Annotated in this window: 9 protein-coding genes; 6 read left to right on the top strand and 3 right to left on the bottom strand. The window is 75.5% G+C overall.

Annotated elements, in window-relative coordinates:
- Nucleotides 1–56: 56 nt before the first annotated feature.
- The 3 genes from ACZ7RU_RS23485 to ACZ7RU_RS23475 form a co-directional block, all read right to left on the bottom strand.
- The gene (locus ACZ7RU_RS23485) at nt 57–3,242 is read right to left on the bottom strand and encodes a protein kinase domain-containing protein (RefSeq protein WP_470342894.1); all 3,186 of its coding nucleotides are present in this window, start codon (nt 3,240–3,242) and stop codon (nt 57–59) included.
- Nucleotides 3,243–3,961: 719 nt separating this feature from the next.
- The gene (locus ACZ7RU_RS23480) at nt 3,962–6,079 is read right to left on the bottom strand and encodes a putative bifunctional diguanylate cyclase/phosphodiesterase (protein WP_470342893.1); all 2,118 of its coding nucleotides are present in this window, start codon (nt 6,077–6,079) and stop codon (nt 3,962–3,964) included.
- 114 nt (nt 6,080–6,193) lie between these two features.
- Nucleotides 6,194–7,000: an SAM-dependent methyltransferase gene (locus tag ACZ7RU_RS23475; RefSeq protein WP_470342892.1), complete on the bottom strand. Its 807-nt coding sequence runs from the start codon at nt 6,998–7,000 to the stop codon at nt 6,194–6,196.
- A 248-nt stretch (nt 7,001–7,248) separates the two neighbouring features.
- On the opposite strand from ACZ7RU_RS23475, the gene ACZ7RU_RS23470 reads away from it, so the two are divergent.
- The 6 genes from ACZ7RU_RS23470 (at nt 7,249) to egtD (ending at nt 13,773) form a co-directional block, all read left to right on the top strand.
- Complete coding sequence (locus tag ACZ7RU_RS23470; protein ID WP_470342891.1) at nt 7,249–7,758, top strand: SRPBCC family protein; 510 nt, start codon at nt 7,249–7,251, stop codon at nt 7,756–7,758.
- Between the two features lie 3 nt (nt 7,759–7,761).
- Nucleotides 7,762–8,973: a MalY/PatB family protein gene (locus tag ACZ7RU_RS23465; protein WP_470342890.1), complete on the top strand. Its 1,212-nt coding sequence runs from the start codon at nt 7,762–7,764 to the stop codon at nt 8,971–8,973.
- Between the two features lie 264 nt (nt 8,974–9,237).
- Entirely contained in the window at nt 9,238–10,545 is a 1,308-nt protein-coding gene (egtA, locus tag ACZ7RU_RS23460) for an ergothioneine biosynthesis glutamate--cysteine ligase EgtA (RefSeq protein WP_470342975.1), read from the top strand.
- Nucleotides 10,542–12,008 carry an ergothioneine biosynthesis protein EgtB gene (gene egtB, locus ACZ7RU_RS23455; protein ID WP_470342889.1) on the top strand — a complete coding sequence of 489 codons (1,467 nt, stop codon included), beginning with the start codon at nt 10,542–10,544 and terminating at the stop codon, nt 12,006–12,008. The genes egtA and egtB overlap by 4 nt, the downstream gene beginning before the upstream one ends.
- Complete coding sequence (gene egtC / locus ACZ7RU_RS23450) at nt 12,008–12,757, top strand: ergothioneine biosynthesis protein EgtC (protein WP_470342888.1); 750 nt, start codon at nt 12,008–12,010, stop codon at nt 12,755–12,757. The genes egtB and egtC overlap by 1 nt, the downstream gene beginning before the upstream one ends.
- 44 nt (nt 12,758–12,801) lie before the next feature.
- Nucleotides 12,802–13,773 (top strand): L-histidine N(alpha)-methyltransferase, encoded by a 972-nt coding sequence (gene egtD / locus ACZ7RU_RS23445; RefSeq protein ID WP_470342887.1) that lies wholly within the window; start codon nt 12,802–12,804, stop codon nt 13,771–13,773.
- Nucleotides 13,774–13,936 lie beyond the last annotated feature (163 nt).

The raw sequence follows: 13,936 nt of genomic DNA, 5'->3' as shown, positions 1-13,936 counted from the left end.
TCGCCGTCGTCTGTCAGCTGTCGTCCGTCCGCAGCCCAGCCGTCAGCCCACGTCCGTCACCTGCGCCCCGCCCGCCCGCCGACCGTCCGCAGCCCCGCGTACGCCGCCAGCGGCAGCGCCACCAACAGCGCGGCCCAGAACGCCCCGTGCCCCCACAGCCCGGCGACCGCCCGGAACGGCCCCTCCAGCACCGGAATCCGCAGCGCCTCGACCGGGCCCAGCGGCCCGGGCCAGGCCCCCAGGAACAGAGTGGCCGGGACCCAGAGCGCGAACAGCCCCCGCGCGGTGGCCGGCGTCCCGAGGGTGCTCACCAGCGACACCACCGCCAGCAGCAGGACGAACCCCGCCTGGTAGGCCGCACCGGTCTGTCCCGTCCCCCAGGAGTCGGGCGTCCGGTGCACCCCGGTGGCCGCCAGCCGGACCTCGACCGCCGCCCACAGCAGCAGCACCAGCACCGCCGTCGTCCCGAGCGCGAACCGCATTCGGTCGCGCGTGCCCGCGCCGCCCGTCCGCCACCCGCCGGGCGGCGCGCCCACCACCCGCCCGGCGGCGGTGGCGGCCCCGGACGCCCGCGCCGCGCTCCGCGCGTCCAGCCGCCGCCAGGCCGCCCGGACCCGCTCACGCGCCTCCTGAGCGGGCTTCAGCAGCCGGTTCGAGGCCCGCTCGACCAGGACGAGCGAGACCACGACCGCGACCACGGCCGCGATGCCCGCCCAGCTCCCCATCCCGCCCTCGAACACGACCACCCGTTCGGCCACCGACTGCGGTGTCTCCAGCGCCGTCATCGGCGGCCCGAGCCGCAGGTAGCCGATGGCGACGGCCCCGGCCGCGGTCACCAGCGCCGTGCCGACGCCCACCCGGGCGGGGAAGAAGGCGATCACGGCGGCCGCGACGAGCCCCGCGCCGAGTTGGCCGACCACCTGCCGGGCGGCGTGGTCGCCGGCCGTCCGCAGCGGGCCGCCGAACACGCCGGAGGGCGAGAGGTCGAGCTTCTGTCCCGCCTCGATCGGATAGCGCAGCACCGCCCCCGCCCAGAGCAGCAGCCCGAAGGCGAGGAGCAGCAGCACGACCGCCCCGGCCCGGCGCGGCAGCGCGGTGCGGGCGTACGGCCACCAGGCCGCCAGCCGCCCCCGCCAGTCCACCGGCGGCCGCCGGCGCCGGTTGCGCCACAGCCGGGCCACCCGCCCCTCCTGCCGCACCCCGGCACCGGCACCGGCACCGGCCTCCGGCTCGGGCCGCTCGGGCCGTCCCCGGCCGCGCCGCCGCAGTGCCTCCGCCGCGACCAGGGCCGCCCGCCCGCCCGGCTGCGCCGGGTCGGCGCCCACCGCCCGGCGGCGCAGCGCGGACCAGCGGCGCCGTACGACGTCCCGGGGCGTGGCCGCCGCCGGGTCGGGCGCCGGTTTGCGGGCCACCGTCCGTACCGCGGTACGGGCGCCCGCGCCCGCCACCAGCGCGCCGTCCACCACCGTGGCGGCCACCACGGCCGCCAGCTCCGAGACCCGCTCGGGCAGCGGCAGCCGGTGCAGTGCGGCGGGCAGCGGCGAGAGCCGGCCGAGCAGCCGCACGCGCTCCTCGGGCCGGATGCTCAGCCAGACCGCCTGCCGGTGCGCCTCCTCGCGCTCCTCCGGGCTGAGCCCGTCTCCACCGCGCCGGCCGCCGCCGACGGTGCGGGCCAGCCGGTCCACCTCGGCCAGCACCTCCGGCAGTCCGGCCAGCGCGAGCAGCCGCGAGCAGTGCTCGCCCGCGCACTCGGGGTGGAAGCAGTCGTAGCGGGCGGCCACGGCCGGCGCCCCGCCCCGGACCAGTTCGTCGATGAACTCGGCACCGTCCGGTTCGGTGACGACGCGCTCCAGCCCGGGGGTGTCGATCGGACGGTCGCGGTAGTGCGGGACGGCGCCCGGAACGAAGGCGGCGCCCAGCGCGAGCACCGCGACCGCCGCCACGGGCTCGCGCCGGGAGCCGGGCGCCCGGGCCACCTCGGAGAGGTAGTGCAGGTCGAAGACGGTGTCCTCGACCTCGTCCCGCAGCCAGTCCCGCACCCGTTCCGCTCCCCCGGTGGAGAGCCAGCGCGCCGCCGCACCGGAGTTCTTGAGCAGCGCCTCGGTGAGCCGGACCGGGTCGGTGAACGGGTTGCCGAGGAAGGTGACCGGCCGGTGCGCCCGGGTGTGCGCCTGCGGCCGTCGGCGGATCACCTCGGGGGTGCCGCCGGCCAGCCAGCTGCGGACCTGCGGGGCGGTCCAGCGGTCCTCCGGTTTCTTGGTGAACAGGCCCTGGAGCAGCAGCAGTTGGCGCGGGTCCCGGACGGCGCTGAGGTCCACCTCCTCACCCATGACCAGTTCCAGCTCCAGTTCCTGGTCGGCCGGGCGCTCACCGTCCGCGCCGACGAACCGGGGGCGGCCGACGAACAGCTCGTACAGCACGTTGCCGAGTCCCCACCAGGGCCCCGCCTGGTGGTTCTTGCCGGCCAGCTGCTCGGGGGCCATATAGGCGACGGTGACCATCATCGCGGAGCTGAACCGGCGACTGTCGGTGAGCCGGTCGACACCGCCGAAGTCGGCGATCACGAACTCCCCGGACCCGCTGCCGGGGCGCACCAGGATGTTGGCGGGCTTGAAGTCCAACGGGTTGCGCTTGATCCGCCGCTGCCAGAAGTCGAGCAGGGCGACGAGCTCGTAGACGATCTGCTCGGTGGTCCGCCGGTCGTCGTGTCCGCCCGCCCGCCACAGCCCGGCGACGTGCGCGGCGAGGGTGACCGGCAGGTACTCCATGGCCACCCAGTCGACGTGGGCGCCGTGGTGGCGGACCCGGCCGAAGTCGATCAGGTGGGGGACGTGCCGGCGGAAGCCGTCGTTGCGCAGGTGGACGAGCAGGTCGTGGTCCATCGGCTGGCCGGCGACGGCCACCTTGACGGCCGCGTCGCCGCCACCGTCGGTGCGCCGGACGTACCAGACGGTGCCCTCGGAGCCGGCCCCGGCCCGGCTCAGCGGGATGAAGCGGCTGCGCAGGGCGTCCGGGAAGGCGTCCTCGAACGGGCCTTCGGCGCCGAGCACGTCGCCGTACCCGCCGCCCTCGGTGCCGCCCGGCCCGCCGTTCGCCACGCCGTCCCGCACCCCGCCGCCCGCCGCGCCGTCCCGCACTTCGCCGGAGCCGCCGCCCGGAGCGGGGCCGCCGGGTCCGATGCCGTCCAGCCAGGAGGGCGAGTCGGCCACTGACCCCGAGCGGGGCCGGACGACCTCGGTCACCGCCTCCGAGTCGACGCCGCCCGAACCTCCCAGCCCACCAGGCCCGCCCGGTCGGCCCGGTCCGCCAGGGCTCCCCGGTCGGCCCGGCCGGAGTTCCGTCGGCGCGTGCGGGTCGTGCCGCGGCTCGGCGTACGGCGTGCGGCGGGTAGCCGCCTCGGGATCGAACCGCGGCTCGGCGCCGGACATCCGGCGCGTCGCGGCCTCCGGGTCGAAGCGCGGCGGGGCGGCGGGCGCCCGGCGGGTGGCGGCCCGCGGGTCCACCCGGGTCGGCGGGTCCACCGGGAGCGGGCCCGCTCCGAGCCGGGAGGGCCGGTCCGGGCCGGCGTCGGAGCCGTGCCGGCGCCCCCGCGACCACCGTTCCGCCCTGCTCCGCGGCGGATTCCCCGGCTCGGCCCCGGCGGCCGACCGGGGCCCCGGCCCGCGCCGATCGCCCTCGGCCGGGACCGCGTCCTCCGTCGTGCCCATGCGACGCTCCCCTCCCCCGCAGCCCGGACCGGCGCGGGCCGTGACCGTGGGCGCACCGATGCCGGGGTGGATTGTGACGCGTCATCATCCCGCACGGCGGGCACGGGTGTCGGGCGCTTTTCCGGATCAGGACCGACCCATCGCAGGACCGATACGGAAGCGTGTCCGCAGCCGGGAACCGGGGCGCCGTCGGGGCCGTCACCGGAGCCGTCTGCGCCCAGGCCGGACCGCCATCGGCCGGACCCCGACCGTCCTCAGCGCTCCTCGATCGGGCGCCCCAACGGCTCCTCCAGGATCCGCCGGGCGATCTCGCCGGGCCGCACCGGGCGCCCGAAGTGCCAGCCCTGCGCCCAGTCGCAGCCCATGGTCCGCAGCCGCTCGGCGTCCCGGTGGGTCTCCACGCCCTCGGCGGTGACGGTCAGTCCGAGGGTATGCGCCATCGAGACCAGCCCGCTGACGATCCGCCACCCGGTGGACTCGTCCTTCCCCGGCTCGTGCAGGTCGCCGACGAAGGAGCCGGCGATCTTCAGCCCGGAGACCGGCAGGTCCCGCAGGTAGGCGAGGTTGGACCAGCCGGTGCCGAAGTCGTCCACGGCCAGCGACACCCCGAGGTCGACCAGCCCGTGCAGGGTGCGCAGCGCCTCGTCCTCGGGCCCGACCACGGTCGACTCGGTGATCTCCAGCTGCAACCTGGCGGGGTCCAGCCCGGTGGTGTCGAGGATCCGGCCGAGGTCGGTGACCAGGGCGGCGCTGCGGGCCTGCCGGACCGCCAGGTTGACGTTGAGCTGCGGGGCGGCGTCGCCGTACCGCTTGATCCAGTCCGCGGCCTGGCCGCAGGCCTGCTCCAGCACCCAGCGGCCGAGCGGCATGATCAGCCCGGTCTCCTCGGCGGTGGTGACGAACTCGTCCGGTCCGAGCACGCCGAGCTGCGGGTGGCGCCAGCGCACCAGCGCCTCCACGGCGGCCAGCCGGCCGTCCGCGAGGCGGTAGAGCGGCTGGTAGTCGATGAAGAACTCGCCGCGGTCGAGGGCCGCGGGCATCCGTACCGACACCGCGTAACGGCTGACCGCCCGGGCGTTCTCCTTGGGGTCGAACAGCGTCCAGCGGCCGCGGCCGGCCTCCTTCGCGCGGTACAGCGTGAGGTCGGCGGCCCGGACGGCGGCGCCCGGGGTGGTGGTGGACACCCGCCGCTCCAGCACGCCGACGCTGGCGCCGACGGCGAGCTTGTGGTCGCCGATCAGCACCGGCCCGGCCAGCGCCTTGAGCACGGTCTTCGCGGCGGCCACCGCCTCCTGCTCGCCCCGGCACTTCTCCAGCAGGACGACGAACTCGTCGCCGCCGAGCCGGGCCACCAGGTGGCCGAGCGGGCTGAGGGCGGCCTTCAGCCGGGCGCCGACGGCGGACAGCAGCTGGTCGCCCATGTCGTGGCCGAGGCTGTCGTTGACCACCTTGAAGCCGTCGAGGTCGACGTAGCAGAGGCCGAAGCGGGCGCCCGGCTCGGGATCCTCGAACAGCTTCTCCAGCCGCTCGAAGAAGGCCGCGCGGTTGGGCAGACCGGTCAGCGGGTCGTGGGTGGCCTGGTGGCGCAGCCGCTCCTGGAGCCGGTAGCGGTCGGTGACGTCCTCCAGCATCGCGACCTGGTACTGCGGGGAGCCGTCGTCGTCGCGGATCAGCGAGACGGTCAGGTGGGTCCAGACCACCTCGCCGTCCTGGCGGTAGTACGGCTTGTCGAACTGGAAGTAGTCCCGCTTGCCGCTGATCAGCTCCTCGTACGCCTCCCACACGCCCGGAGTGTCCTCGGGGTGCACGAGGTCGCCGACCCGGCGGCCGATCATGTCCTCCGGGCCCGCGCCGAAGAGCTCCTGGAGGGCCTTGTTGACCGCCATGATGTTGCCGTCGGTGTCGCCGATGCCGATGCCGATCGCGGCGCTCTCGAACAGTGCCCGGAAGCGGGCCTCGGAGGCGCGCAGCGCCCGCTCGGCCTCCTTGCGGGCCGCGTCGGCGGCGGTGCGGATCGCCTCCTGCTCGGACAGCGTGCGCTCGCGCAGGGCGGCCGCCCAGCCGGCCGCGAAGGCGCCGGTCAGGGCGGGGCCTCGGTCGTCGTGGACGGGCTGCGCCTGGAGCAGTTCGACCGCCCGGGACAGCAGCACCGGGTCGGTGAAGTGCGCGTCGACCAGTTCGGCGCCGGCCTGCGCGGCCAGCCGCGGCTCGAACGGGTCGTCCTTCTGGGCACGGTGCAGCAGCGCGGCGGTGCGCGCGACCAGCCGGCCGAGCAGCCCGGGGTGGACGGCGATGCCGTGGTCGGCGGAGAGCAGTTGGGCCCACGCCTCGTGGAACCACTCCGCGTCGCCGCGCACCGGGGTGCTACTCATCTGCTGAACCTGGTTCCTCTGGTGTGCGCGCCGGTTCGTCCGCCCCCGGCGCCGCGCCACCGGGGGCCGTCGCGCGGGGCGTACGGCCGTCGGCGCCTCGTCCGTCGCGTCCGCTCAAGGGCGGAACCCCACGCCCGCCACCCCGGTCATCCGCTCGGGGTGCTCGCCGACGGTTCCGGGCTGGTCCGGGCGCCACTGCGGCAGGTAGACCACGCCGGGCTCGACCAGCTCGAAGCCGGAGAACATCGCGGTGATCTGCTCGTGGGTGCGCATGGTCAGCGGGGTCGGCGTCCGCTTGTAGAGCTTCTGGTGGTCCTCCGCCTGGTCCGGGCGGCCCTCCAGGGAGGCGTGCGAGAGCACCAGCGCGCTGCCGGGCGGGAGGGCGTCGCGGATCACGCCGATCAGCTTCCACGGGTCCTCTTCGTCGCTGACGAAGTGGGCGACGGCGACCAGCAGCACGGCCACCGGCTCGCCGGCCGCCAGCAGCTCGACGACCTCGGGGCGGGCCAGCAGGTCGGCGACGTCGCGAAGGTCGGCCTGGACGACGGCGCAGTCCTGGTCGTCCTCCAGCAGCAGGCGGCTGTGCGCGACGGCGACCGGGTCGCGGTCGACGTACACGACCTTCGCCTCGGGGCGGATCGCACGCGCGATCTCGTGCACCGCTCCGAAGGTCGGGATGCCGGAGCCGATGTCCAGGAAGCGGGTGACGCCCTGCTCGGCGAGGAAGGTGACGGCGCGGCGCAGGAAGGCCCGGTTGGAGCGCATGATCTGCGGCAGCTCCGGCCACAGGGCGATCGCCTTGCGGGCCATCTCCCGGTCGACCTCGAAGTTGTGCGAGCCCCCCAGGTAGTAGTCGTAGACCCGCGCGGCGTTCGGTTTGTCCAGGTCCGTACCCTCCGGTACCCAGCTCGGTCGCCGCATGCCCGTGACTCCTTCACTCCGGTTCTGGGGGTGCAGCGCCCTGGGGATGCTGCCGTGACTGATGAGACTACAAGCACACAAGATCCTCCTCCGCACCCCGAACGGGTGCAAGCGGAGTGCGCCCTTCCTGGCGGCAAGGTGTTCGCGGAACGTTCACCTCCAGGCCGGGCCCGCGCCGCGGACCAACTCGGCAACGGTCCAACGGCGTTCGCCCCCAGGCCCGACCGGGGCCGGACTAGGCTGGGGCCGTGGACCCCAACCACTACCGATTCCGGGACGTCTGGCGGCTCGCGGCTCCGACATCCGTCGTGTACGCAGCACTGGAGGACGTGCGGAGCTATCCGTTGTGGTGGCCGGAGGTGCGCGAGGTGCGGCCGACCGGCGAGGACGCCGGGGACGTGGTGCTGCGGGCGCTGCTGCCGTACCGGCTGGTGGTCGGCCTGGCGCCGAGCCGGCGCGACCCGGCCGCCGGAGTGCTGGAGGTGACCATGCGGGGTGACCTGAGCGGGTGGACGCGGTGCACCGTGACGCCGGACGGGCCGCGCGGCGCGGGCAGCCGGGTGCTGTTCGAGGAGGACGCCCGGCCCGGCAGGCCCCTACTGCGCCGGCTCGCCCTGCCGCTGCACCCGCTGTTCCGGGCCAACCACGCGGTGATGATGCGCCGGGGGCGGCGGGGGCTCGCGGCGTACCTGGCGGGGCGGGGCGACGAAGTCGGCGGGGGCTCGGACGGCAGGCGACAGGTGACGGCGGACAGATAACAGATGACAGACGACAGCTTTCAGCGAACAGCTGACAGATTTCAAACTCTGTCAGCTGTTCCCGGCTCCCCCGCGCCCGCCGCCGCCCCTGACTTCGGCTTCGACGCCCCCTTCGACCGCACCGGCACCGGCAGCAGCAAGTGGGCCCGCGCGGGCACGCCCGGGGTGATCCCGATGGGCCTCGCCGACATGGACCTGCCCGGCCCGCCCGCCGTCGCCGAGGCGCTGGAGCGGCGCGCCCGCCACCGCGCGTACGGCTACACCGCGTGCGACCCGGCCGGCCGCACGCTGGTGGCCGACTGGTACCGCATCCGACACGGCGCCGTGGTGGACCCGGACTGGGTCCTGCTGCTGCCCTGCGGCCCGCGCACCGCACTGCGCGTGCTGCTGGAGACCGTCCGGCCGCAGGCCCCCGTCCTCTTCCCCGCCCCCGAGTGGGGCGGCTTCGCCCAGCTCTGCCGCGCCGCCGGCCTCCCGTACCGCGAACTGCCGCTGCCCCTGGGCCCGGACGGCTACCGGCTCCCGCGCGGCCCGCTCCCTCGGCCCGCCGGCGCCGTCCTGCTGAGCAACCCGCACAACCCCTCCGGCACGGTGTGGCCGGCCGGCGCGGTGCGCGGGCTCGCCGCCTGGGCGGCCGAGAGCGGCGCGCTGCTGGTCTCCGACGAGGTGCACGGCGACCTCACCCACCCCGGCCGCGCCCACCCCGTCGCCGTCACCACCGCCGACCCCGCGCACCGGCACCTCGTCGTCACCCTCAACTCCGTCGGCAAGACCTTCAACTGCTCCGGAATTCCCAGCAGTTTCGCCCTCGTCCCGGATTCCGCACTGCGCTCCCGGTTCGCCGAGGCGCTGGCCGGCTACGGCCTCTGGGAGGGCGGCCTGCTGGAGCAGACCGTGCAGCGGGCCGCGCTGCGCGAGGGCGGTCCCTGGCTGGACGCGCTGCTCGCCCATCTGTCCGCCGCCCGCACCCGATTGACCGACCGGCTCGGCCCGGCCGTCCGCGGTGCCCCGCGGGCCTCCTACCTGCTCTGGCTGGACACCGCCGCCCTCGGCCTGCCGCCCGCCGACGCCCGCCGGGCACTGCTGGAGCGCTGCGGCCTGGAGGCCTCCGACGGCGCCGACTTCGGCCCCGGCGGCGAGGGGTCGCTGCGCCTGAACTACGCCCTGCCGGGGCCGGTGCTGGCGACCGTCCTGGAGCGGCTCGAGCGCCTGTGACCCCGGCACATGCCCCGGTCGGCGCCGGCCCGCACCCCGCCCGCCGGGCGCCCGGCAAACCCCGTCTTCACCCGTTCGCCACACCCCTGACCTGCGAAGACGGACGTTCACGCGATTTTTGCGGGGCGCCCCCGCATGCTCCGTAGCAAACTGGGCAAGGTAGACCGGGCCGCAATCGTGATCCCGAGGATGGTGAGTCCGGTGATACCGGTATCCCGCACCACTCCGCCCGACCGGCAGAGCACGCCACCGCCCCCGTCGGGGGTGACCCCGTTGACCGAATCGGGGGCGCGCAGCCACGTGTCGGGCGTCTGCTTCAAGATCGGACCGCCCCGCCTGGTGGGAGTGGAGGTCGAGTGGTTCGTCCATGACGATCGATGTCCCTCCCGGCCCGTACGGCCCGAACTGCTCCACGCCGCACTGGAGTCGCTGCCCCTCGGCGGCCCGGACGGCACTTCGCTCCCCTCCGGTTCGCGCCTCACGCTCGAACCCGGCGGACAGGTCGAGCTCAGCTCCCCGCCCGCCGCCGGCCTCCTGGCCTGCGTCGAGGACACCCGACGCGATCTGACCGCCCTGCGGGCCGCCTTCGCGGCGCAGGGCCTGCGACTCACCGGCGCCGGGACGGACCCACTGGCCCGCCCCCGACGGATGGTGCTGGACCACCCCCGGTACCGCGCGATGGAGCGCTTCTTCGACTCCGCCGGGCCCTGGGGCCGGATCATGATGACCGGTACCGCGTCGGTGCAGGTGTGCCTGGACGCCGGTGAAGCGCGCGGCCCGCACGCGGTGGAGCGACGCTGGCGACTGGCCCACCGGCTGGGCCCGGTACTGGTCGCGGCCTTCGCCAACTCGCCGATCCTGGACGGAAGTCCGACCGGCCACCGCTCCACCCGGCAGACCGTCTGGTCCCGGATGGACCCGACCCGCACGCTCGCCCCGCAACCGGACCACGGCGACCCGCGCGAGGCCTGGGCACAGTACGTGCTGGACGCCCAAGTGCTGTGCGTACGAAGGCCCGAGGGCCTGCCGTGGACGGCCCCGGCCGGGCTGACCTTCCGCGACTGGATCCGCGGTGCGGGCGAACGCCCGCCCACGCTGGACGACTTGGCCTACCACTGCACCACGCTCTTCCCGCCGGTGCGCCCGCACGGCCATCTGGAGCTGCGGATGATCGACGCCCAGCCCGGGGACGGCTGGGTGGTGGTCGCCGCACTGGTCACGGCACTGCTGGACGACCCGGTGGCCGCCGACGCCGCGCTGGCCGCCCTGGAACCGCTCGACGCCCTCGACCGATCACACGCGGCGGACGGCCCGCGCCCACCGCGCAGCGAGGCCTGGCGCCGCGCCGCCACCCTGGCGATGGCCGACCCCGAGCTGCGCCGGGCCGCCCTGGGCTGCTTCGCCGCCGCCGACGCCGCCCTGGGCCGCCTGCCCGGTGCCGGAGGGCTGCGCGCCACCGTCGCCGAGTTCGCCGAGCGCTACCCCGCGCGCGGCCGCTGCCCGGCCGACGACCAGCTGGACGCCCTGCGCTCCGGCATCCGACGCACTCCCCCGGAGGAGGCCGCACCATGACCGACGTCCGACCCCGCGGGGGCACCGGATCCACCGCCGCGCCCGGCACCGGCACCGACACCGGCCCGGGTACCGGCGCCGCGGGCGACACCACCGCGCTCGGCCCCATCAGCGCCATCACCGCCATCACCGCCATCGGCGACATCGGAGCCCTCGGCACCGAGGCGCTGCGGGAGAGCATCGCCACCGAGCTGCTGGCCGCCCGCGCCCGGACCGCCGCGCTGACCGACTGCGTCGGGGACGGTGACCTCACCGCCCAGCACTCCCCGCTGATGTCCCCGCTGGTCTGGGACCTCGCGCACATCGGCAACCAGGAGGAGCTCTGGCTGCTGCGCAACGTCGGCGGCCGCGACCCGATGCATCCCGAGATCGACCCGCTGTACGACGCCTTCGAGCACCCCCGCGCCGAGCGTCCCAGTCTGCCGCTGCTGCCGCCCGCCGAGGCCCGCGCCTACGCCCACGAGGTGCGCGGCCGGGTGCTGGACCTGCTGGCCGCCAGCCCGCTGGAGGGCGCGCCGCTGCTGGAGGCCGGGTTCGCCTTCGGGATGATCGCCCAGCACGAGCAGCAGCACGACGAGACGATGCTGATCACCCACCAGCTACGCCAGGGCGAGCCCGCCCTGGCCGCTCCCCCGCCGCCGCCCGTACCCGCCGACGCGGCCACCCTGCCCACCGAAGTCCTCATCCCGGCAGGCCCGTTCACCATGGGTACGGACACCGAGCCGTGGGCACTGGACAACGAGCGTCCGGCGCACACCGTCGACCTGCCGGCCTTCCTGCTGGACACCACCCCGGTCACCAACGCCGCCTACCAGCGCTTCATCGCGGACGGCGGCTACGACGACCCGCGCTGGTGGACGCCGGAGGGCTGGGAGCACCGCCGCCGCGCCGACCTGACGGCCCCGCTGTTCTGGCGCCACCAGGACGGCCAGTGGCTCCGCCGGCGCTTCGGCTCGGTGGCCCCCGTCGATCCGAACGAGCCGGTGCTGCACGTCAGTTGGTACGAGGCCGACGCGTACGCCCGGTGGGCCGGTCGACGGCTGCCGACCGAGGCCGAGTGGGAGAAGGCGGCCCGGCACGACCCGGCCACCGGCCGCTCCCGCCGCTACCCCTGGGGCGACGGGCCGCCCGGCCCCGAGCACGCCAACCTCGGCCAGCGCCACCTGCGCCCGGCCGGCGCGGGCAGCTACCCGAAGGGCCAGTCCCCTTACGGAGCCCGGCAGTTGATCGGCGACGTCTGGGAGTGGACGGCCAGCGACTTCCGCCCCTACCCGGGCTTCCGGGCCTGGCCGTACCGGGAGTACTCGGAGGTGTTCTTCGGCCCCGAGTACAAGGTGCTGCGCGGCGGCTGCTTCGCGGTGGCACCGGTCGCCTGCCGAGGCACCTTCCGCAACTGGGACTACCCGGTCCGGCGGCAGATCTTCGCCGGCTTCCGCACCGCACGCGACCTGGAGGCGGCCTGATGTGTCGCCACATCGCCTACCTGGGCGAGCCGCTGGCGCCGAGGGAGCTGCTGGTGCACCCGCCGTCCGGGCTGTACCGGCAGTCCTGGGCGCCCCGGGTCCAGCAGTACGGCACGGTGAACGTGGACGGCTTCGGCCTCGGCTGGTACGCGGACGGGGACGAGGTGCCCGCCCGCTACCGCCGGACCGGGCCGATCTGGGCGGACGAGACCTTCGCCGACCTCGCCCGGGTGGTCCGCACCCGGGCGCTGCTGGCGGCCGTCCGCTCCGCCACCGAGGGCTGCGCGCCGGGTGAGGGCGCGGCCGCGCCGTTCGCCGCCGAGCGCTGGCTGTTCAGCCACAACGGCGCGGTGGCCGGCTGGCCGGGCAAGCTGGACGCCCTGGCCGCCCTGCTGCCCCCGGCCGAGCTGCTGGGGCTGGAGGCGCGCACCGACTCGGCGCTGCTGTGGGCGCTCGCCCTGCACCGGCTGCGGGCCGGCGCCGGGCTGGGCGAGGCACTGGCGGGCACTGTCACGGACGTCGCCGCACACACCACCGGCCGGCTCAACCTGCTGCTCACCGACGGCACCGCGATCGCCGCGACCACCTGGGGCGACACCCTGTACCACCGCGCCCTGCCGGGCCTCGGCACGGTGGTGGCCTCCGAGCCGTACGACGACGCGCCGGGCTGGACGACCGTCCCGGACGGCTCGCTGCTGCTGGTGGACTCGCGCGGCGTCAGCGTGAGCCGCCTCCCCGGCCGTAACTGACCCCCACCCTCCCTTCATCTTCTGAACAGAGGAACCACCCTGTCATGGACACATTTGATCTCACCCGACTGCTGCCCGCCGACCACTTCAGCACCGCGCTGCGCCACGACGTGCAGCACGGCCTGACCTCACAGCCCAAGTGGCTGCCGCCGAAGTGGTTCTACGACGCGCGGGGCAGCGAGCTGTTCGAGGAGATCACCCGGCTGCCGGAGTACTACCCGACCCGCGCGGAGCGGGCCATCCTGACCGCCCGGGCCGGCGAGATCGCCGCCGCCACCGGGGCCCGCACACTGGTCGAACTGGGCTCCGGCTCCTCCGAGAAGACCCGGCTGCTGCTGGACGCCCTGCGCGGGCTCGGCACCCTGGACACCTACGTCCCGGTGGACGTCAGCGAGAGCGCGCTGACCGCGGCCGGGTCCGCGCTCGCCGCCGAGTACCCCGGGCTCGCGGTGCACGGCGTGCTCGCCGACTTCACCGCCCGGCTGGGCCTGCCCCCGGAGGGCGGCCCGCGCCTGGTCGCCTTCCTCGGCGGCACCCTCGGCAACCTGCTGCCGCAGGAGCGCGCGGCCTTCCTGCGCCGCCTGCGCGCCGCCCTCGACCCGGGCGACTTCCTGCTGCTCGGCACCGACCTGGTCAAGGACCCGGCGGTGCTGGTCGCCGCCTACGACGACTCCGCCGGGGTGACCGCCGAGTTCAACCGGAACGTGCTGAACGTGCTCAACCGCGAACTGGGCGCCGACTTCGACCCGGACGCCTTCGAGCACGTCGCGCACTGGGACACCGAGCAGGAGTGGATCGAGATGCGGCTGCGCTCGCTGCGCTCGCAGACCGTGAAGATCCCGGCCCTGGACCTGCCGGTGCACTTCGCCCGGGGAGAGGAGCTGCGCACCGAGGTGTCGGCCAAGTTCCGCCGGGAGCGGGTGGCCGGGGAACTGACGTCCGCCGGGCTGCGGCTGAGCCACTGGTGGACCGATCCGGAGGGCCGGTTCGGGCTCTCGCTCGCCTCACCCGCCTGACCGGTGGGCCCGGGCGGCCTGGACGGCAGGCCCGGGCCCACTTGGACCGGCGGGGCCGGAGGGCTTCGCCGGCAAACCCGGGCAGCCTGGCCGACAGACCCGGGGCCCCAATTTGCTTGTTCACCTTACGAATTCTCAGAGCGAAAATTGAGGGTCCAGGTGT

This window comes from Kitasatospora sp. NPDC114501, assembly GCF_055633695.1.
Note: the sequence above shows the minus strand (reverse complement) of the source record. Positions and strands in the feature narration are given on the sequence as shown.